General features: G+C 62.2%; 9 protein-coding genes and 4 pseudogenes. 6 read left to right on the forward strand and 7 right to left on the reverse strand.

All coding sequences use genetic code 11. The features are described 5' to 3' along the window. Positions 1-114 precede the first annotated feature (114 nt). Positions 115-863, reverse strand: a pseudogene (locus tag M3P36_RS10900) (IS6 family transposase). 130 nt (positions 864-993) lie between these two features. Here M3P36_RS10900 and M3P36_RS10905 point away from each other — a divergent pair. The 3 genes from M3P36_RS10905 to M3P36_RS10915 all read left to right on the forward strand — a co-directional run bounded on the left by M3P36_RS10905 (position 994) and on the right by M3P36_RS10915 (position 10,929). Continuing rightward, on the forward strand, positions 994-1,545 hold the full coding sequence (locus tag M3P36_RS10905) for an ECF-type sigma factor (RefSeq protein ID WP_249703348.1): 552 nt from the start codon (positions 994-996) through the stop codon (positions 1,543-1,545). Then, a complete protein-coding gene (locus M3P36_RS10910; protein WP_249703351.1) occupies positions 1,542-3,905 on the forward strand; it encodes a serine/threonine-protein kinase in 2,364 nt (787 codons plus the stop codon). The genes M3P36_RS10905 and M3P36_RS10910 overlap by 4 nt, the downstream gene beginning before the upstream one ends. Positions 3,906-4,182: 277 nt before the next feature. Continuing rightward, positions 4,183-10,929, forward strand: coding sequence for an autotransporter domain-containing protein (locus M3P36_RS10915; protein WP_249703353.1), 6,747 nt, complete (start codon positions 4,183-4,185; stop codon positions 10,927-10,929). 221 nt (positions 10,930-11,150) lie between these two features. Here the strand turns inward: M3P36_RS10915 and M3P36_RS15350 are convergent. Continuing rightward, a pseudogene (locus M3P36_RS15350) lies at positions 11,151-11,454 on the reverse strand (DDE-type integrase/transposase/recombinase); the annotation flags it as partial. Between the two features lie 227 nt (positions 11,455-11,681). Beyond that, on the reverse strand, positions 11,682-12,371 hold the full coding sequence (locus tag M3P36_RS10925; protein WP_249703357.1) for a TetR/AcrR family transcriptional regulator: 690 nt from the start codon (positions 12,369-12,371) through the stop codon (positions 11,682-11,684). Positions 12,372-12,415: 44 nt separating this feature from the next. Between M3P36_RS10925 and M3P36_RS10930 the strand changes: the two genes are divergently transcribed. Then, positions 12,416-13,171: an SDR family oxidoreductase gene (locus M3P36_RS10930; protein WP_249703359.1), complete on the forward strand. Its 756-nt coding sequence runs from the start codon at positions 12,416-12,418 to the stop codon at positions 13,169-13,171. 194 nt (positions 13,172-13,365) lie between these two features. Here the strand turns inward: M3P36_RS10930 and M3P36_RS10935 are convergent, their stop codons facing one another. Beyond that, positions 13,366-13,827, reverse strand: coding sequence for an Eco29kI family restriction endonuclease (locus tag M3P36_RS10935; RefSeq protein ID WP_249703362.1), 462 nt, complete (start codon positions 13,825-13,827; stop codon positions 13,366-13,368). On the opposite strand from M3P36_RS10935, the pseudogene M3P36_RS10940 reads away from it, so the two are divergent. Next, a pseudogene (locus tag M3P36_RS10940) lies at positions 13,818-14,539 on the forward strand (IS6 family transposase). The gene M3P36_RS10935 and the pseudogene M3P36_RS10940 sit on opposite strands and share 10 nt — an antisense overlap. 653 nt (positions 14,540-15,192) lie before the next feature. Here the strand turns inward: M3P36_RS10940 and M3P36_RS10950 are convergent. Then, entirely contained in the window at positions 15,193-17,856 is a 2,664-nt protein-coding gene (locus M3P36_RS10950; RefSeq protein WP_249703363.1) for a G8 domain-containing protein, read from the reverse strand. A gap of 488 nt (positions 17,857-18,344) precedes the next feature. On the opposite strand from M3P36_RS10950, the pseudogene M3P36_RS15355 reads away from it, so the two are divergent. Next, positions 18,345-18,801 (forward strand): annotated as a pseudogene (locus M3P36_RS15355) (transposase family protein). A gap of 192 nt (positions 18,802-18,993) precedes the next feature. On the opposite strand, the gene M3P36_RS10960 reads toward M3P36_RS15355, so the two are convergent. Further along, the gene (locus M3P36_RS10960) at positions 18,994-20,598 is read right to left on the reverse strand and encodes a GMC family oxidoreductase (protein WP_249703365.1); all 1,605 of its coding nucleotides are present in this window, start codon (positions 20,596-20,598) and stop codon (positions 18,994-18,996) included. Next, positions 20,595-22,232 carry a GMC family oxidoreductase gene (locus tag M3P36_RS10965; protein WP_249703368.1) on the reverse strand — a complete coding sequence of 546 codons (1,638 nt, stop codon included), beginning with the start codon at positions 22,230-22,232 and terminating at the stop codon, positions 20,595-20,597. Before M3P36_RS10965 ends, M3P36_RS10960 begins: the two co-directional genes overlap by 4 nt. Positions 22,233-22,310 lie beyond the last annotated feature (78 nt).

Here is a 22,310-nt window from a genome sequence, read left to right on the forward strand (position 1 = left end):
GCGGTTCTCTTCGGGCGGTCGCCCGCTGCTCGTCCCCGGAGAGGTGTCGGTTACCTAACCGCGCGAGGGCTGCCTCAACGATCCAGGGATGGAGCTCCCCAGCCCGGCGTCAGTTCAGACCATGAGGGTTTGCCACTTGACCAGTGCAGCCGAGCGGCGGGTCTTGTAGGTCTGTCTGTCGATCAGGTGGCGTTCGAGATTGACCCGAAGGGCCGCGAAGCGAACTGGTTATGGACGCTGGCGTGAACAGAGGCGAACTTCTGTAGACTCTTCATCTGCCGGAACCTGAGCATGGCCCGCTCGCGTCGCCGGAATGGCAGATGGCTGTTCTCCACCCTGTTGTTGGCCCAGCGTCCCACCTCCTGCTTGTCAGTGTTGCCAAGCTCGGTCATCGCCGCCTTGTATGACCGCAATCCATCGGTGGTGATCTCGGCCGGCAAGCCGTGGCGTTTCAGCGCCTTCTTCATGAACCGCAGCGCAGCCTTCTTGTCGCGGGTCTTCGTAACGTAGCTTTCCAGCACCTCGCCCTCCTGGTCGACCGCTCGCCACAGGTAATGCATCTCGCCGTTGATCTTCACATAGACCTCGTCGCGGTGCCACTTCCACTGCCTGAAGCCCTTCATGCGGCTGACCCGCTGACGCCGGACATCGGCGGCGAACATCGGGCCGAACCTGTTCCACCAGTGGCGCACGGTCTCGTGGCAAACGTCGATGCCGCGTTCGAACAGCAGATCCTCCACGTTCCGCAGCGACAGCGGGAAGCGGACGTTCTGCAGCACCACCAGGCGGATCGCCTTGGGTGAGGAGTTGAAACGGCGAAACGGGCTTGGCGGCAGGGCTCGAGATTTGCGGGGTCGGGGAATGACAGCGCCCTACCCTCGCCGGCTTAGAATTCCAGCGGTGCGATTGGTCTGACAGAGCCCGATTGGACACTTGGCCGATGCTTGGGGGCATGCAACAACGAAGCCGCGCCCTATACAACCGGAGGATAGCATGACGGCGAAGGTCGAACTATGCCATTACGCCAATCTCTGGCGAGACGGAGACGCAGCGGCCGGCGACAGACTGTTCGCCGAACTTGACTGCGATCTGCGGCGGATTGCTGAAGCTCGCCTATTTGGCGAACGAAACTTTTCGCTTTCGGCTGGTGAACTTGTCAACGAAGCCGTCATCCGCTTGGCGGGACTGGATCGCATAGTATGGAAGAGCAACGCGCACATCCTGGCACTCGCATCCACGATCATGCGTCAGGTCCTACTGGATCATGTGAGGCGCAAGAATAGCCAGAAACGATGGCACGAGGTGGTGACCCTGTGCACCGACGTGGCCCACCTTGAGCCGAATTTCGAGCTGATTGCGCTTAATATGGCAATGGAAGAATTGGCGGAAATCGATCCTCAGCGTGCCGATATCGTCGAGATGCGTTACTTCGGCGGGATGTCGCTCACCAGCATCGGCGAAGTTCTCGGCCTGTCGGAGGCGACGGTGAAGCGTCGCTGGGTCGTGACCCGCGCATGGCTACAGGACCGGCTCGAAAACTCGTGAGCGCCCGCCTGCCCCCGAGCGAGGAACTCGCTGCGCTGACACTGTTCGAGGAATCCCTGGAACTGCGCCCCGAAGACCCGGGCAGTTATATTGTGGCTTCGGGAGAACCAAGCGAGGCAATTCGCGAGCGGGCTTTGCGGCTGTTATCTGCGTCAGAGTTTTCCACGGCGTCGGTTCGCACTGGAGGTGCGATTCGCCACGGGCACGTCATGCCCGACGAACCGGTGCCGGCCCGGATTGGCGCCTACGATGTAGTCCGGGTCCTGGGCCGCGGGGGGATGGGCTCCGTTTATCAGGCTCACCGCGCCGACGCCGACTTCGAGCATGTCGTGGCTATCAAGGTCATCCGTCCGGGCGTCCTGTCCGACGGGATGATCGAACGCTTCCGCCGCGAGCGCCGGATTCTTGCCAGGCTGAGCCATCCCCACATTGCCCGGCTCTACGACGGCGGCGAGACCGACGAGGGCGCGCCCTACATTGTTATGGAGATGGTCGATGGCATCTCGCTGTCGCGCTGGCTCAAAGGAGGAGCGTCGCTCGACGAGCGCCTCAACCTGATGGTGCAGGTCTGCAACGCGGTAGAGTTCGCCCACCAGAACCTGGTAATTCATCGGGATCTGTCGCCAGGGAATATTCTGGTAACCAAAGACGGCGAAGCTAAGCTTATCGATTTCGGCATTGCTCGCCCGCAACACGGTGACGAGTCCGCGCAACCGCATTCCCCGCTGAGCCGATTGAGCCTCACCCCCGGCTTCGCGGCTCCCGAACGGGTGGCGGGCGCGCAGGTCACGACTCTGATCGATATCTATTCACTAGGCTGTTTGCTGGGCGTGATGCTCGAAGGACATGACGATCCGGAACTGGACGCGATCGCGCGCAAGGCCTCGAACGATATCCCGGAACTACGCTACCCAAATGCGGCCATGATCGCGGCCGAAATATCGAGTTACCGCCAGGGCAGCCCCGTGGATGCCTTCTCGACCGCGCAATCTTATTGCGCACGCAAGTTCATCTTGCGCCACCGCATTCCTGTCTCCCTGGCGGCACTTTCCACCGTTCTTCTATTCGGCGGATTGCTGTTGCTCTCACAATCCTGGTCTGAAGCCGAAGCCTCTCGCGCCGAAGCCGAGCGCCGCTTCCAAGACGTCCGCAGCCTAGCTACCACGATGATGTTCGAGGTCTATGACGAGGTGGAAGCCGTTCCGGGCACAACGGCGGCGAGAGAGTTGCTTGCTTCCACCGCTCAGACCTACCTCGATGCCTTGGCCGCAAATCCCACCGCCCCCGCTGACGTGCGGCTCGAAGCCGGACGCGGGCTCAAACGGCTCGCAGACGTGGTCGGCGGGCCGACCGGCGGGACCCTCGGTCGCCGCAAACAGGCGCTCGCCAACTATGCCCGCGCCGACGAGATCCTGTCGGCTCTTCATGCGGACGCACCAGGGGACGAACAGGTCGCGTTGGCCTTGGCGGACCTGCGCCACATGCGAGCCGCAGTCGCAGTCCATATCGAAAGCAACACGGAGACGGGCCTCGCGTACGCTCACAGTGTTGTGGCTCTTCTCGATCGAGACTGTTCCAACCGCGATGGCTGTGCGCTTGCAAGGGCGCAGGGAAAAGTCGTCGAGGGCGAGAATCTTCAATGGAGCGAGCGGACCGAAGAAGCCGTGGAAGCATTCAACGACGGACTCGCCGAACTAGCGACGCTCAGACCAGCGACCCGGGCGACAGAAGAGGGCGTGCGTCTTGCTGCCCGGCTCCATCGCCACAAGGGAGAAGGCCTCTATTACCTCGACGACATCGAAGGCGCATTGCGTGAACTTTCGACGGCCTCGGCAATCCTTACGCGGGCCATGGATTCCGGGATTGGCGGCCCGGGTATAGAGCGTGATCTGGCAATCGTCGAATGGAGTCGCGGCGGTTCACTCGACGACGCTGGCCGGGCCAGCGAAGGTGCCCGGGTGCTTGATGCCGCGTACCAGCTGATGGAGAACCAGGTACAACGCGACTCCGACGATCAAGGCAGTCTGCGGCTCCTCGCCGTCATCGGTGGCCAGCGGGCCCTGACGCACGCCAACGCCGGGCGGATGGACAGCGCGCTCGATGGCGCCGCCGAAGCGCTCGCAATCCGCCGCCGCCTCTCAGCCCAGCAGCCGGAAGAATCCGGGTTCGTGCGCGATGTAGCGATCCAGCTCCACGCTTTCGGCAGGATCGCCGACCTGGCCGGTGACAGGTCTCTGGCGTGCATGCGGTATAGCGAAGCCGTGAGCCAGTTCGAAGAACTGGACCGGCGCTGGACGATGACTGAGTTCGACCGGAACGACACCTATGCAAGGGCCACGGCGGCCCTGCGCGCCTGCTGAGGCGACTGATCGGCATAGAATCTCAACCTCAATATAGCGTGTCCCTGTGCGTGTTGTTCTGCGCTGCCATACGTTGCTCTGACAGAGCCGGCTATGCCGCTGACATGAGCTGGGGCTGTCTCCTGCGCTGACACACCCCGCCACCCCGGACCTGTTCCGGGGGTCATCTGCTTTTTTTCAACCAGCACAGAATTAATCTGATCGGTTTTCGGCAAATCCTGCGCCTTCCTAAGTAAGGGCGCAGGGTTTGTGCGCCCGCCAGCCAAAGGGGCCTGCCGTGACCAGAACCGACCTGACCAACTGCACCTTCCTCCGCACGTCAAAGGCCCTGAGTTTCGCCAAACGTTCCGCCAGCAGGGGCGCGATCATTGCCGGGTTGATTGCAGGGGGAGCGACGCCAGCCTTCGCCGCCAGTGACGGTAGCGCGCCTACGGTTGGCGACACGGTTACCTGCACGGTAGCTGCGCCTAATCCAGAGACCGATCCCATCATCGCGCCGGGATCTGTGAACGTTACGGTCGAGATGCAGGAAGGCGCGATCTTGCAGGCTCCGACCAGCCCGGCGATGCATCTCGGCGGCGGGGCAAAGATCGACATGGGCGGGGCCACAATCAGCGACGTTGATCCCGCAGCGATCCCGGCCAGCATTGCCGGTGTGATCGCGGGCGATTTCAGCAGCGTTGTCACGCGGCAGGATTTCACGGAGCTCTTCACCGGGATCGGGGCTTTGGCCCCGCTACAGCCTGCAACGGGCGCGACTGTCGAGCTTGGCGCCACCGAGGATGCCGCGCTGCAGGCGGGCATAGAAAACATAACCGGGGTGGTGACCGTTCAGAAGGCCAAGATGGCCGACCAAGCGATGAATGCGATCACGCAATTTATCACCAGCGCGGTCGATCCCAATGCCGGGTTGCCGACAGACGGCCCGTTCCTGATGGAGCCCGGCACGAATCAGGTGATCGTTTCGGGCAGTCAAATCATTGCCGGCGGCGCAGTCGCCATTAGCTTGGCCGACAACAGCGCCACGCGGGCAGTGGTAAGCGATGGCGGCATTATCGCTTCGCTTGTCGAAGGCGCCCCGGCCATTTCCATGGGCGAGAATTCGGCGCTGCATGTGACTCTGGGCGAATATGACGAGACAACCCCATCGGGCGGCACGATCCTCACTGTCGGCGACGGTGCGGCGGGCATCGATGCAGGTCAGGACGATTCCGCTGTGATGGTTTACATGCTGGGCGACGGGCATGTTTTTACCGCCGGTGACAATGCACCCGCCATCATTGGTCCGGGCACGTCCAGCGTGCTGGCGTTCGAGGCGCGCGGCGGGCTGTCGAGTGACGGATTGCCGATGATCGCCACCTTTGGCGACAATTCGCCCGGCCTGGTGATGCACGGCGCAGACAACTCCACTGCCACTCTGCAGATGCGCGATATGTATGCTGGCGAATTCGGCCCCGGCATGCAGACCAATGGCGCCAATTCCACACTGTTCGATATCGATACCGGCAGCGGCTCCAGCGTCAGCTTCTCTGTTGTGGCTTCCACTCTCGGCACTTATGGCGACAAATCCGGCGTGATCCGGATCGCGCAGGATGGCAGCAGCGATGCGCTGGTCTTCGTGCAGAGCAGCAGCCTCACCAGCACCGGCGCGGGCAGCGCTCTGATTAATCTTTCGACTACCGGGATCGGTTCATCCTTGATCACCGTCGCGATCATTAACGGCACTCTCGCCAGTGAAGGCGATGGCTCCGCCGGGATCCTGCTGGGCGGCGGCTTCGATTCTTCCTCGCAGACCTTCTTTATAGCGGACAGTACAGTCGACACGCTGGGTGACGATGCCCCTGCAATCGACCTTGGCCGCAGCGGTTCAAGCTCCGTGAGGTCGACGACCATTCTCGACACCGAAATCTCGACCGCAGGTGACCGCAGCGGCGGCATTCTGGGTGAAGAAACCGGGAATGGCAGCGCCAGTGAGCTGACAATGCGAAATGTGTCGGTTGCAACTCTTGGTGACGATGCGCCCGCCTTGGCGCTGATCGGCTCGGGGGATGGCAGCTCGGCCTTTTTACTCAGTATAGCTGAGAGCAGCTTCACCACCGAAGGCGCCAATTCGCACGGCATCAGGATTGGCGGCGGCGGGCAGGACAGCTCGGTAATGAGCCTGGATTTTAGCGATACGCTGATCTCGACACTGGGAACCGGGGCCGACGCACTGCGTGTCGACGTTGCACTTGCCGATGATGACAGCGTCACCGTTATTGATCTCGCGACTATGGACATCAGCACGGCGGGCGATGGAGCGCGCGGCATTGTACTGGGCGGGAGCTTGACCGGGGGGTCGGTCAACAGTTCCATCTCCATCGAGTTGACGAACAGCACAATTGAAACGCTGGGCGACAACGCGAACGGATTCGACATCGCCGGTTTCAGCGGCGATTTTGTGAACAGCGACTGGTCAGTCTTCGTCGGTGACATGGACATCGCCACCAGCGGTGCGGGTAGCATAGGCCTCAGTCTCCGCGGTATTGACGGCCTGCTCGACCGCAGCCCAGTGACCCGTATTGTCGAGGATGTCCGTATCACCACGCAGGGCGATGATGCGGTGGGCCTGTATGTGGGCGGGATGGGGATAGGAGGAATTAACGATAGCCCCACCCAATTAGCATTGACCGCTATCGATATCGCTACGTCTGGAGCCAATGCGCACGGGCTGGTGCTGGGCGCGGGTTTGACGAATCTGGACGGCACAACAGACATTTCGATCGCTACGACTGGAGCAGGTTCAACCGGCTTTCTCTCCAGCGCTGGAGCCGGACAGGCGATCACCATCAACAATCTCAGAATGACCGTCTCTACCGAAGGTTCAGGCAGTGCTGGGATGGTCTTCGAGATGGAGGATGATTTCACGGCAATATACACGGATATGGGCGCTGAAATCTCGACTTTGGGCGACGATTCTCCTGGCATTGTGTTCGGCGAGGGCGGAACCGACAATTTCAGCCGGATCATGTTCGATTCACATCAGGTGATCACCACGACCGGCGATCGATCGCCTGGCTATCTTTCCGGGGGCATCGGCTCCGGGGCGGGCGATGCTTTCATGGGCGTCGCAGGCCACACCGTGCAGGTCGACACATCCGGCAATGATTCACCCGGCGTCATCTTCAACGTTTTGGGCAACATGGAGAATACCCAAGAGGCGGTGTTAATCGACATTTCGTTTACGGTGGATACGCTTGGCGAGCGCTCGCCCGGGGTGATCTTCGGCCAGACCCGGGCGGATACGCCCAGCACGCTGATTTCTTCGTTCCAGGCCTCGGACATAGGAGCGGTCGTGACCACGGCGGGGGACGATTCCCCGGGCTTCTTTTTCGGGCCGGGGGCCACGCCATCGGGCAATGAATACACCGTTGCCGCGGTCGCCATACACAGCGACGTCGTTACAACTGGAAACAACTCGCATGGCGTGATCTTTACGGAGGGGCTGAGCAAGGCCGGTCCGGGCACGAACGTCAAGATCACAATGACGAATCTTCCGCTCAGGGCCATGACTTTCGGCAGCAATTCGCACGGCATCATTCTGGGTGACGGTTTGGGTACAACTCGTACCGATATGAACTTCAAGAGTGCGCTCCTAATCGGCGACGGAATGTCCGCTACGACTTCCGGCGCGAACTCGCATGCACTTGTAATTTCGGAGAACTCCGCTTTGACGCTGGACCTTGCCAGCGTAATTTGGGACCCGGCCACGGCGACCTATTCAGGCCCGATCGCGTCGAATGGCTTGATGGTCACCGGCACCATCGACAGTTTTGACACCTTCGTGGCCACTGGCGCCAACAGCCGGGCAGTGATGAACCATGGCATTCTCTACGGCACCTTCACGGTCGGTGCGGGCGTTGTCGGCAATCTCGGCAGCACCGGACTGATCGAGAGCAACGCCGCTCCGGCGATCGAACTCCATGGGGACGCAATTATCGAGTTGCTGAACGGCTCGAGGCTCCTGACCTCCGGCGACGACGCTCCTGGCATCCTGATCAACAACAACACGGCCGGCGCGATGGCGACGCTGAGCGCGACCGGCTCCACCCTGCAGACCAACGGCGCGGACTCGACCCTGGTCGATGTCAATCTCGGCGATGGCTCCAGCCTGAGCTTTTCCGCCGAGAATACCAGCTTCGGCACCGTCGGCGACGGATCCGGCGTCCTGAGCCTGAGCGTCGCTGACAACAGCGACATGCTTCTGTTCGTTTCGGATTCCACGCTGACTTCGCTAGGCAACAACGCCACACTGCTGGAGACCTCAAGCGGGGATGGCACTGTAGTCAACGTGGTCGTCATCGGAAGCACGTTCGAAACACAGGGCGTCAACTCGGCCGCGATAAGTTTGGGCGGCGTGGGCACCGGCAGCGCGATGAACGCCAGCCTGACCGGTGGCATCGTTTTGAACACGCAGGGCGACAACTCCGCCGGCCTGCTCGTTCCGGGTCTGACCGGCATCGGCGACCTCAGCGCCACTAGTTTCAACATGAGTTCAGCGTCTGTCGAAACGCTTGGGGCAGGATCGGCCGGCATCGTCATCGGCAATCCGGTCGTACAGCACAACAACAGCAGCGTCGCTTATTCCCTCAACAATATCACTGTGGACAGCGAGGGCGACCACTCGACGGGCATCGCGTTTTACGGTCCTGGAAACGGGATGGGGAGCGATGCCACACTTTTCCTCACCCAGACTTCGATAACGACGCTAGGCGACAATGCGACCGGGCTGCTGGTGGATATGTTTGGGGCCAACGCTACCAACAGCGTCAGCCAAGTCATCATGGATGATATTACTGTGGCTACCTCCGGCGCCAATTCGCACGGCATCGTGCTCGGCGCGGGGCTTGGCACCGACCGACCAGATATTAACACCGAGGCCTTCCTGGCTGTAGCGATGGCCGCCACCACGAGTGGCGACAACGCCCACGCTCTGGTCCTCTCGGAGAGCACCACGCTTTCGCTGGCCGGACAAAGCCATATCGGCGCGACGACGGCCAACGGCACTGTCGTTAACGGCATCATCGACAGCTTCGACGGATTTGAGGCTACCGGCACGAACAGCCGCGCCGTGATGAACCGCGGCATCCTCTATGGCACCTTCACCGTGGATGATGCCGTGGTCGGTAACCTCGGCAACAACGGGTTGATCGAGAGCGCCACCGGCGCGGGCGGCGTCGCCGTGCAGTTCACCGGCACGACCGACGATATCTTCGAATTGCAGACTCAGGGCGTAGTAATCGGCACAGTCGAGGCGGGGGCGGGAAATGATCTGTTCGCGCTGGGCGGCGAAGGCAGCGCCAGCTTCGATTTCGGCCTGATCGGCACGCAGTACAACGACTTCGAAAGCTTCGAGAAAATCGGCTCATCGACCTGGACGATGACCGGCATCAGCAACGTGGAAGCCGGTTTCGCGGTGCATGCCGGCGTACTGCTGGCCAATGGTAGCCTGGGCGGGCTGGACTTTACCGTGCATAGCGGCGCGGTGCTGGGGGGTACGGGGACGTTGGGCAATGTGGTGTCGGCCGGCGGTACGTTTGCGCCTGGGAACTCGATTGGTACGATCACGGTCAATGGCGATTTCACGCTCGATGCGGCTTCGGTGCTCGAGATCGAAGTGAGCCCAGATGGATCTAGCGATCTGGTGGTGGTCAATGGCGCTGTCGAACTTGGCGGCGCGACGCTGAGCGTCATCGAAGGCGGCAGCTTCGGCGGGGCCGATCCGTTCAACTATCTGATCATCGACAATGACGCGGCCGATCCGGTGGGCGGCACGTTCGGCGCGGTCGAGAACGATCTCGCCTTCCTGACGCCTTCAGTCCAGTATGATGGCGGCGACGGCAACGATGTTGTCCTGACCCTGACGCCGAAGACTACGCCTACTCCGACACCGACCCCTCCGCCGCTGTTCCCGACCGCGGCGGAGACCTGGAACCAGCAGCAGGCTGCGTCCGTGCTCGACACATTTGGCGCCGCGCCCGGTTCGGATGCCGAGAATGTCTATCTCGATATCCTGTTCATGAGCGGCGCCAGCGCACGGGCAGCCTTCGATGCCGCTTCGGGCGAAATCTATGCCTCGGTGCTCGCGGATACGGCGCTGGCTGGGATGGCGCAGGCCGAGCGGATGCTTGCGCGGGCGCATTCCGGCACCGGTGAGGGCTGGGCGCTCTGGCTGGGCGGCACCGCGCGCAAAGGGCATCTGGCGGGTGACGGCAATGCTGCGCGGGTGGATGGCGAGAACCGAGGGGCCGAACTGGGCTTCGAATATCGCGGGGCCGGTAATGGCTGGGCGATCGGGGCGGCTGCGGGCTATCTGGACGGGGATGTGGCCGTGCCGGGTAGCAGTTCAGGGGCGGAATATGATGGCTGGACGCTGGGCGCCTATGCCCGATTCGGCACCGGCAATGCCGGGTTGAGCGCCAGTGCGGCGATCGATCATGCTTCGCTGGATCTTGGCGTATGGCGACAGGTGGTGCTGGGCGCGGTGAACCGCATGGCCTCAAGCGCGGTGGACCTGGACAGCCTCTCGCTAGCAGGCGAGCTGCGTTATGGCTTCGCGGTAGGCGGTGGCTGGGCGGCCGGACCGCTGGGCTCGGTGCGCCATGCGCGGGTCGATCTGGGCAGCTTTGCCGAGACCGGGGCGGGTAGCCTCAACCTTGCCAGCTCCGGCGGCGATGACAGCGTCACGCGCTGGGGGGGCGGCGCGTTCGTCAACTGGCAAGGCGAGCGCGGCAATCTCGACCTCTCCGCCCAATATGTGGACGGCGAGGACATCGTGGCCCAGCTTGGGCTGAGCATGGCGGGCGCACCGGGCGAGGACTTTACAGTACGCGCCCCGCAGGCAGAGGGTCAGGCGCTTCTGCTCGCCCTTGCTGGCGGGCTGGAGCTAGGCGGAGGCTGGGGCCTAGGCGCAAACTTGCAGTGGCTCACACGCACAAAGTTGGACAACTTATCCGCCTCCCTCACCATAACCCTCGGCTTTTGAAGAGGCTGCTCTGGCGGTTTTGCCCGGTACGCATAGCTGCCGGACAGTTGCCGACCTGAATTCAGCCGTTCACTCTTATCGGTGCTGTCAGACTAACCGCACTTTGGTTCGTTGCCGTCATCCGCTCCCGCTTTCAGCCCAGCACCACGGGGTGCTGTCAGTCGGAAGCTAACTTTGTCTCCGATTGGCGGGCCAATCCCCTCCCCAGCGTTGGCCCAGTCCACAAGGCTTTGCCACTCAGCCAGTGCGACTGAGCGGCGTGCCTTGAATGTCTGTCGATCTACGAGGTGACGTTCCTGATTGAAGTGGTTTGATATCGAAGCGTGGACGGAAGCGAATTTCTGTAACGACTTCATCTGTCGGAATCGCAGCATCGCCCGCTCTCGTCGTCGGAATGGCAGGTGTGAATTCTCCAACCGGCTTTTTGAGGTGGCGACCGACCTCCTGACGCTCCAAATAGTCCAGCTCACGCATCGCCGCGGGATAGGATTTCAGCCCGTCGGTGACGTTGATTTCAACGTCACCGACGGGCTGACGCTAAATGACCGCTTCGACCGCAGCAACCAACGTTGCGATCCCAGCTGATGGCATTTGTTCGACGACGCCGTACTGAAAATGATCGGGCCAAAATATGCCTGCGGGTTTATCGATCCGTTCTGGAACGTTCAGAAATTGGGCAACGTGCTTTCAGACTTACTTATCGTGGCGACCCAAGCATCAGATGCGCGCTGCCGTCTGCCTGCAAGTGTCAGTCATTGATCCGCGTTACGGGCGCGCTCGGCGGGTTCGTTCGAAACCAGTCGCAGGTAGCCGAAACAAGCACGTGGCAATTCCCGCCGCAGGCGCTCGAAGTCTTCTTCCTCCGTCACGGCCTCCATTACGACCCGGACCGACCCGCCCAGCAGCGCGGTGAGCATGAAAGCCGCAGAATTGGTATCTGCAAGTCGCGCATCAGGAACGGCTTTCAATAGTGAGCTGATCGCTTCAACGAGAGCCACCTTCGCCCGGTCCATCAGTTCCGCCAGATCGAACTCCGCAGCTATGCCGTAGATCGCCCGCGACGAGACGACATCTGCCATCTTGGCGTCGAGCCAGGCCGTCGCCAACCCCTCAGCAACGCTCCGCAGATCGCGTCCTTTCAGCTGTTCCACGGCCGCCAGCATCGCCGTCACGATCAGATCGAGCTGTCGCTCGACGATGGCGAACAGCAGTGCCTGCTTGTGCGGATAATACTGGTACATCGTACCGACTGACACTCCGGCCCGTTCCGCCACGCGCGTTGTCGTGAGCCGCCCCACTCCATCCGCCAGCAAAACCTGAATGGTTGCCGTGTGTATCGCCTCGACAGTGACCGTGGACCGCGCCTGAAGCGGGGTTTTCCGGGGTTTCAGGAGGTCGGGTGCGGGCCGGTTCATATGCGAATTCCAAAACTGAAGGATCATTCATATCTTAGCGTTGCAAGTTCGCCCATACAAGGATCGACGCTATGAATACCGTCTTCATCACCGGCTGCTCCACCGGCTTCGGCCGCGAGACTGCCCTGTACTTCCTCGAACAGGGCTGGGCCGTTGTCGCAACGATGCGCAATCCCGCTGCCAGCACCTTGCCTGCATCAGAGCATCTTCGTGTCCTCCCTCTGGACGTCACCAGAGAGCAAAGCATCGTAGCGGCAATTTCAGAGGCCGGTGACATCGACGTGCTCGTGAACAATGCCGGCCTTGGCTGGCTGAACGCAGTTGAAGGCACGCCAATGGATGTGGCGCGGCGAATATTCGAGACCAATCTGTTTGGTGCAATTGCGACGATGCAGGCCGTGCTGCCCGGCATGCGCGAACGCCGGTCGGGCGTGATCGTCAACGTCAGTTCCAGCTCGACCTACAAGCCCATTCCGCTGCTCTCCGTATATCGTGCCAGCAAGGCTGCCCTGACTTCGCTGACGGAGGCAGCAGCACTCGAGCTGGCTCCCTTCAACATTCGCACGAAGGTTGTCGTCCCGGGCATGGCACCATCGACGAGCTTTGCCGACGATCTGCAGGAGCAGATTGCAAAGGGCGGCTGGTTTCCTCCGGCCTACCAGGAGTTTGCCAACCAGACGATGGCTGCACTGCACGCCGCGGGATCGGGAGATGTCACGACCGCTCGCGATGTGGCTGAAGCAGTTTTCCGCTCGGCGACCGATCCCGACTGCCCGGTTGTTCTCCCCGCCGGTGCCGACGCGATCGCCTGGGCGAATGCTGTATAATGGTGGCGTTGCCGTCGTCCGGCTTTCCAGAAATGGTCGGAGAAATCGAGCGCAAGACCTGAACATGGCGCCAGTTTTTGCCGTTTCAGTTGGCTCTCCGGCTCTCGGCAGGGTTTGCCCGGATGGCGATGCCCGTCCGAGAGCTGGCCGAGAAACGTGGCTGGCTGCGGGCTCAACGAGCTGCGGCCGGCGGTTCATGCCTCGTCGGCCGCGTCCTCGATCGCGGCAGCCTCGCTGGCCTGCTGCTCGCGCACGGCCCTGGGCGATGTGGGAAGCGGGCGCCCGGCAAAATAGTCGTCGATTCGGGACAGAAGCAAGTTCGGCGTAAGAGCGGGGCTCGGCGTGGAATTCCGCGCCGAAGGGCGGCTTGGATGCAGCACATCCCACGGTGATGTTAGCTGCGTCTTGCGCCGCACTCCGGGACCGTTGTTGCCGAACCCGTCAATCGCCCGGTCCCAGACCGGCCGAAAAGTCTCGATCAGCATGTTCTCGCCAAGCGGTATCCAGATGTCGTCAACAACAAGAAATCGCACATGGAAATCGGCAAGATCAAGGTTGGTAGCCTGGTCGACGGCTCTGTCAGAGCAACGTGGCACCTCGCGCCGAGCCCTTCTAGCCAGCAGTGATGCCCCGCAAATCTCGAGCTCTGCCGCCAAGCCCGTTTCGCCATTTCAACTCGTCACCTGACATCATCCGCCTAGTGGTGATGATGTACGTCCGCTTCCCGCTGTCGTTGCGGAACGTGGAGGATCTGCTTTTCGAACGCGGCATCGACATTTGCCATGAGACGGTGCGCCACTGGTGGAACAGGTTCGGCCCCACGTTCGCTGGCGACATCCGCCGCCAGCGGGTTAGCCGAATGAAGGGCTTCCGCCAGTGGAAGTGGCACCTCGACGAGGTCTACGTGAAGATCAACGGCGAGATGCACTACCTTTGGCGAGCGGTCGACCAGGAAGGCGAGGTTCTCGAAAGCTACGTCACCAGGACCCGCGACAAGAAGGCAGCCCTGCGGTTCATGAAGAAGGCGCTGAAGCGCCACGGCTCGCCAGCTGAGATCACCACCGACGGCCTGCGCTCGTACAAGGCAGCGATGAACGAGCTCGGCAATGCCGACAAGCAGGAGGTGGGACGCTGGGCCAACAACCGGGTGGAGAACAGCCACCTGCCGTTCCGGCGGCGAGAGCGAGCCATGCTGCGGTTCCGACAGATGAAGTCGTTACAGAAGTTCGCCTCTGTCCACGCCAACGTCCACAACCATTTCGCTTCGCGGCCTTTCGGGTCAACCTCGAACGCCACCTGATCGACAGACAGACCTACAAGACCCGCCGCTCTGCCGCCTTGGCCGAGTGGCAGACCCTCATGGCCTGAACTGACGCTGGGAAGGTGACAACTTCGCCAAACGGAGACAAGTTGCCATCCGATTGACAGCACCGCCACCCATATTCCCCACCATTCTCTGTAATTTGATGCCCTGAAATTGGGCCGCAATCCCGTGGGTTTGCGGCATGCAATCCGTCACTTGCCGCAATCTTTCGACCATTCTCCGGCCGTTTCGAGCCCGATTTGCGGGGCCAGTCTCCGCACCAATGACAATCGGTTGGTTTCCCTGTTCACGGGACGTTTACAGGGAAAATCGCTGATTTTGGGTCGATTCAGGCCATTTTGAGCAATATCGCACCGTCGGCGCAATGAAATTATTGTAGTTGGGCAATTGCTTGCGGCGATCGCCGGACCGAACTTGGTCGCCCGGCTTCGAACGGTCTCGTACGTCACGTCGATCCCGCTTTCGGCGAGCAACTCCTCGTCATCGCAAGCTCGTCGTGAAGCGGAAATAGAGCCAGACTGCGAGCCAGATCGTGTCAGGCGGAAACCGGTGACGCTTGAAGGGCCGGGGGTTCATACTCGTCTCTCAACGCGACGAAAGGCCGCAAGCGGAGACAAGTTAGCGTTTGCCTGACAGCACCCGCTCGAATAAACCCCCGAATTGCGCCCAGGGCTTCGTTTAGTTCTCGAAGTATAACTTATCTGCTTAGCGCTATACTGGCTTGAATATCCAAGGGACGGACTGGCATGATCGGAGGCTCGGCTACTACCAGTTTGACCCAGAGCGCGTCCCTACCCTTGAAATAGGAAGTCTCGTTGGCCTGGCGCAAGGCGTCCAGGCTCCGCTGTTCCGTTCCCGAAGCCGCGTTTGCGAAGCCCGGCAGTTCGAACACAACCCACGAGCCCTGATCCATTTCGGCCAGGCTGAGGGTGACTTCCGGCCTTTCGGTCCTGACCTGGAGCTCGGTGCCGGCACGCACATTGCTTTGGCTGCCTGCGACCTGAAATTCCGTGCCGTTGCGGAACAGCGTAATGGGCGCTTGAGGCGGGGGCGGATTGGAGAGAGCGGCCAGAATGCCGGAACCTCCACCCGGACCCCTGCCGCTCGTTCCCGGACGTCCGGGAGAAAAGCCCGAGCGCGGTGCGAAAGACAAGCGCCCGACATCACCAGCGCAGACGGAAGCGTTCCAATCCGGCTGGATCACGCAGGTGTCATCGGTGACGACGCTGTTGTTCTCGCCATCATGGAGATTGATGTGCGACATCGGGATGCCCGATGTCGTACCGTCCAGATCGAGGATCGACAGGGTTCTCCAGGAATTGCCGCCCCGGTTGTCGTTGTCGAACCTCCAGTCGATTTCCGGGAAATAGACCGGCTTGGCGTCGATGTATGTCGCGGTCCTGATGGTGCTGGCGGTGGTCACGCCCGAACTGTTGTACATGAGCCACGACAGAGCACCTGTCTTGCGCAGATCATTGTCCTGGTAGTTTACGAAGGTCGTGTTCTCCACCTCGTTACGATAGTCGTAATATTCGTAGCCGCGGATGGGATAGTCCGGGATCAGCGGCTTTGGCAGGCTGCGGCCGTAAGCGATCTCTTCAGGCGTCCGGGGATTGCCCACATTGTCGGTCTCGCCCACGAACAGGGAATCGGTCACCAACGAGGTATAGGTCTCGGTGCCGAAAGACCCCGACGATATCGTTACCCCGATGGCGTTGTCAGCGGACTTCAGGTTGCGGAACAGCAGAAGTTCGCCGCGGCCCCACAGGCCCTGGTTCCGGTTCTTGTAGGCGACGAGGTCGTCGAAATAGGTAACCAGCGCCTCGCTGCTCGGGTCAGAAGGGTCTTTCAACGGCAGGTATGTGTTGCCGGCCAGCGCGAAGGTGTTGTCTTCGGCGATGTTCCGGTCGAACATGAACCCGTCGTAGTTCGAATGGGCGATGTTGCCCCTGAATTCTCGCATCAGCGTCCGGCGCGGCCAGGTTTGGAGACTGATCGGCGTGCCCAGAAACTCGCCGTTGGGGTGTTCTGGCAGCGACAGCCAGAAACCGGCCTGGTCGGAACCGGCGGCCACATTGTCGATATAGCTGTTGTCCGGATTGGTGATCCAGAAGGAGGCTACCGTATTGTCCGAAGGCAGCAGGACGTTTTCACTGTGGAAGCTCGCCTGGATGAGGGCCTGGCGATTCTCGTACTGCTTGACCTCCCCGTTGGGGGCAATGTTGAAAGGCACGCAATCCAGTGTCGGATGGCACTTGGTCTGGATCGCCAGGTTTCTGATGAATTCGTTGCCCGTCTCGATCCCGTCTTCGAGGAAGAAGCAATGGCCGACGGTGTTGTAGGTGACGTTGTTCTGGATCAGCAGGTCGTTGGTGCCGTGCACCGTCACACAGCGGTTGTAGGTGTCGTGGATCGCCGAGTTCTTGATGTACTGACCCTGTCCGTCACCGACCAGGTGCCAGTGGATTGGGTAGCGCGCCAGCGTCAGGTGCTGGCCCATGCGGCTGAGCTCGATGCCGGACACCTGGACCTTCGATCCGGGCATCGCCATGATGTGCCCGCCGAAATAGGTCTCGTCGGCATCCTCCGATGCCTGGATGCGGATATTGCGAGTGAGCAGGCCCACTTCGCCGCGCTGGTCCACCTCGAAGGTGATCTCACCGAAATGCATGTATTCCAGCGGTCGGTCGAGCGTAATGGCATTGCCGCTGACAGCGGTAATGGTGCGCTTTTCGGCCTGGCGGGGATCGAAGTCGGTCGAGGCCAAGACGATCTCGTCGCCCACCCGCCAGCCGCTGGCATCGAGCACTTCGATCCGCGTGGCGCCCGCTTCGGCCGTCGCGGCCAGCTTGCTCCAGGCGTGGTCGCGGTCGCCATGTAGACTGAGCGTGCCGCCCATCAGCATGATCCCGCGATCGCCCATCGTATTGATGTCTTCGCCCGGCACGTTGTCGGTCAACGTGATCGTGGCCTTGTGGGTGTGCGGCCGGTCCTCGCTGCCGATGAGCAGTTCGCCCCGCCGCAGATAGATCCAGTCCGTCGCAAGTTCGAGATCGCTCTCGTCGGCGAAGCGCAGCCGGCCGTCCACCGTCAGGCTGCGCAGTTCAGGCGGGCTCACGTCGAGCAGCACCTCGGTCCCGCGCGGGATCGTCACCGCATCGCCAGCGGCCGGAACGCGGCCCTCGGGCCAGGCCGCCGGATCGGACCAGCGCACCGTGCGCGTCACCGCCGACAAAGGTGCCTCCGCCGCCTCCATCGCATGGTCATGGCCCGCCTGGGCCGCAGCGCCCGACCCGTTGGCGAGCAGGAGCGTGGCCGGCAGGAGCGACGCAAACAGGAACAGGTTTGGGTGCTTGCGCATGGCTTTCATCCCCTCTCGCGAACGGATGTCCGCATTATTGTTATTGCGAGCAGCCTGCATTGGTGACGCCGCTTTTCCAAGGGGAAAGTGGCCGTCGCGCGTGCCGAAATTGTAATTATTTGTATGATGATGGCAGCCAAGAGAGTGCGATTCATGGCCGGTCTCCGCGGACCAGGTAACGGCCGTCGATACGCATCGGCACCGGCTTGCCCGAGAATGGCGCAGCCGCGTTGGCGGGATGCTGGGCACGGCTTTGCCCCCAATAATCGCGGTGGCCGGTTGTAGCGCGCGGCAAGGTCCGCAGGTGAGAATTCAAAATTTCCCGCGAGCCGCCGTTGGCGACATGATAGCGACGACCGGCGAGCGGATTGGCGATTGCCGCGCCCTCCCCGGGAGGCGGTGTTCTGGCACCAAGCGCATGGAAAGAAACTGCCTGTCAAAGCAAACGCACCGCTGGATTTCTGAACCAGCGAGGGTAGGGCGCACCCATGCCCCGCTCCAAGAAGACCGCTAGCCCATTCCGGTACTTCAACTCATCGCCCGTGGTGATCCGCCTTGTGGTTTTGATGTATGTCCGGTTCCCGCTGTCGCTGCGGAACGTGGTGGACCTGTTGTTCGAACGAGGGATCGACGTTCGCCACGAGACCGTCCGCCACTGGTGGAACCGCTTAGGCCCGATGTTTGCCGCCGATGTCCTGCGCCAGCCGGATGACGGGCTTTCGCCAGTGGAAATGGCACCTCGACTAGGTCTACCTGACCCGAAGGGCGGCGAAGCCAACATCAATAGTAACCTGCCGTTCCGACGAAGAGAGCGGGCAATGCTGCGGTTTCGGCAGATGAAGTCGTTACAGAAATTCGCCTCGGCCCACGCCAACGTCCATAACCATTTCGCTTCGCGGCCCCTCGGGTCAATCTCGACGCCAGCTGATCGACAGACAGACCTAAAAGACCCTCCGCTCGGCCGCCTTGGCCGAGTGGCAGACCCTCATGGCCTGAGCCGATGCTGGGCTGGGGTCAGCTATGCCGATCGGAGACGAGTTGCGGTTAGACTGACGGCACCGCCACCCATGAACAGCAGTGGGCAACATTCCTGTTCCGGCATTTCCGCTGATCACGGCAAGGGTCTTGCGACCTTCCTTACCTATCACCCCGGATCAGGTCGGCGGCCTTCTCGCCGATCATGATGCAGGCCGCATTGGTGTTGCCGCCCACGATGCGCGGCATGACCGATGCGTCGGCGATCCGCAGGCCTTCCAGCCCGCGCACCCGCAATTGCGCATCGCACACTGCCATTGCGTCGGTACCCATCGCGCAGCTTCCTACCGGATGGAGAGCGGTGTTGGTCGCCTCGCGGACCCAGGCGTCGATCTCGGCATCGGTCTGCGCTGCAGGGCCGGGCGCGATTTCGGTGGTCAGCACATCGCGCACTGGATCGGTTGCCCAGATTTCGCGGATCTGGCGCACCACTCGGCGGAAGAACGCGCGGTCGTTTTCGGTGCCGAGGACGTTGTTGACAATGCGCGGGGGTGCAAAGGGGTCGGCGCTGGCCAACTTGACCCAGCCGCGGCTTTCCGGGCGCAGCAAGACGCAAGCCATGGCAATCACATCAGGTGCGGGCGCGCGGACTCCGGGGAACCAGGGGCGGGCAAAGATGGTGGTCGGCTGGAGCAGGTACTGCGCGTCCGGGCGTTCGAGGTCAGGGCGGGTCTTTATCCAGCCGTTTGCCGTGACCGGCATGTTGGCGATGCGCCCCTTGCCGGTGGCGAGCCATTGCAGCACGGACAGGGTCAGCCGGTCGAACCGCAGCTCGGGATTGAGCGTGGCCTTGCGTTCGGCCCCGGAAATCATCGCAATGCTGGGATGGTCCTGCAGGTTCTGCCCTACACCGGGCAGGTCGTGGACGACCGGTATGCCATGCTGGCGCAAATCCTCCGCCGGCCCGATGCCCGATAGCAGCAGCAGTTGCGGCGTGTTGTATGCGCCGCCCGAAAGGATGATCTCGCGCCCGGCGTGCACAATCTTGTCCTGGCCATCCTGCCGGTAATGCAGCGCGACCGCCCGGCCATTCTCGACTTCCACGCGGGTGGCGTGGGCACCGGTCAGCACGGTGAGGTTGGGACGCTTCATCGCCGGGTAGAGGAACCGCGCCGCCGTGCTGGCGCGCCGTCCGCGATGGATGTTGATGTCGGGCGAACCCCAGCCTTCCTGGTCGGGGCCATGATGGTCGGTCTGGCGCTTGTAGCCGAGCTTCTCCACCGCTGCCATGAACCGTGGGAACAGCTCGCCGTCGGGGATATGCTTGGTAGTGCTGAGCGGGCCGCCGCTGCCGTGGTATTCGTCGGCCTCACCCCAATGATTCTCGCTGCGCTTGAACAGCGGCAGGACATCGTCCCAGCTCCACCCTTCAAGGCCCAGTTGCCGCCATTCGTCGTAATCGCGCGGATGGCCGCGGGCATAGAGCATCCCGTTGATCATCGATGACCCGCCCAGCGCCTTGCCGCGCGGCTGGCGGATGCAGCGGTTGTTGGCGAAAGGTTCGGGCTCGCCCATGTAGGACCAGTTGAAGCGGGTGCCGCCCATCATCACGATCGGGAAGGCGATGGGCATTTCGAGCAGGATGTTGCGCTCCCGCCGCCCCGCTTCCACCAGGGTGACGGTGACGTTGGGATCCTCGGTCAGCCGAGCCGCCAGCACGGCGCCCGATGAGCCGGCACCGACGATGATATAGTCACTTGTGGTCATGTGTGGTCCTCGAAACGCGGCAGGCTGCGGCCGCGCAGCATGTCTGCGGCCTTTTCGCCGATCATGATGGTGGGGGCGTTGGTGTTGCCTCCGGGCACATCGGGCATCACCGAGGCATCGATCACCCGCAGGCCCGCGATGCCGTGAACGCGCAGTTGCGGATCGACAACGGCGAGCGGTCCCTGGCCGATGGCACAGGTGCCGACCGGATGCTGGGTGACCTGGGCATATTGGCGGATATGTTCGTCCAGGGCCTCGTCGCTGGTCACATCGGGGCCGGGCAAGGTCTCGGACGCGACCAGGCCCGCCATCGGTTCCGTCCCGTAGAGCCGCCGCGCAATCCGGATGCCCGCGCGCGCCGTGGCAAAATCGGCCGCTGCGCTGAAGATGTTGAGGTGTATCTTCACCTTGTCCGCCGGATCGGCGCTGCGCAGCTCCACATGGCCCCGGCTTTCAGGGTGGAGCAGGATCACGTCGCTGGTCATCTCGTGCTTGGGCGGGGCCTTGATTCCGGGAAACCACAGGTGCGCGCCGACCTTGACCGGGTTGCACCACAGCTGGATGTCGGGCTGGGCCAGCCGAGGATCGGTGCGCAGGATCGGGTTGGCACTGTTGACCTGGGCGGCGAAGGCCCCGGTGCCAAACAGCTTCCATTCGATCACATGCCGCGCCGCGCGATCGAACCGAAGCTGGTTCACGAAGGTGACGGCGCCATTGGCGGCGAATTCGACCGGCACGCGGGGATGTTCTGACAGGTTCTGCCCTACGCCCGGCAGGTCGTGTGCCACTGCTATGCCATGCTGGCGCAGGTGCTCGGCCGGTCCGATGCCCGACAGCATCAGCAATTGCGGCGAATTGTAGCTACCGCCGGACAGGATCACCTCGCACCCGACCAGCGCCTGCTTCGCTTCGCCCTCGTGGGTAAAGGCCACGCCGATGGCGCGTTTGCCTTCCAGCATCACGCGTGACACCTGGGCGCCTGTCAGCACGGTGAGATTGGGCCGGGCCATCGCCGGTTTCAGATAGGCCGCAAAGGTCGAGGCACGCCGCCCGCGCTCGTCAATCGTCAGTTCGCCGCGCGCGACGCCTTCTTCGTAGACGTGGATATCCTCGGTAATGGGCAGGCCCGCAGCCTGCGCCGCTTCCATCAGCTGATCGTGCAGCAGGTGGCGCGTGGCGTTGCGTGTTACCGCCAGCGGACCCTGCGCGCCATGCTTGCCATCGTCGCCCGCCCAGTGCCGCTCCATCTTCAGGAAATAGGGCAGCACATCGGCATGGCTCCAGCCGCTGGCACCCTTTTGCGCCCAGCGATCGAAGTCTGATGAATGGCCGCGCATGTAGAACATGCCATTGATGCTGGACGATCCGCCCAGCAGCCGCCCGCGCGGCAGGAACAGGCGGCGCTGGTTCAGGTGCGGCTCCGGCTCGGACATATAGGGCCAGGTATAGCCGGGCTTGAACAGTGCCTTCAGGAAGCCCAGCGGCATGCGCAGCAGCCAGTCATCACCCTTGCCGCCAGCTTCGAGCAGCAACACGCGGGTAGCCGCATCCTCGGTCAGCCGGGCGGCGAGAACAGCACCAGCCGATCCCGCGCCGACGATCACATAGTCAAATTGCCCAGTTTCAAATTGCATGGTTCTCGCTTCTCTCCTTCACGTTCGTTACGGTCGGCGCGGCGCTGGCGCAAACCATTCTGTTTGCGTGGCACCCGC

Source organism: Altererythrobacter sp. KTW20L (genome assembly GCF_023501975.1).
Lineage (GTDB): Bacteria > Pseudomonadota > Alphaproteobacteria > Sphingomonadales > Sphingomonadaceae > Alteraurantiacibacter.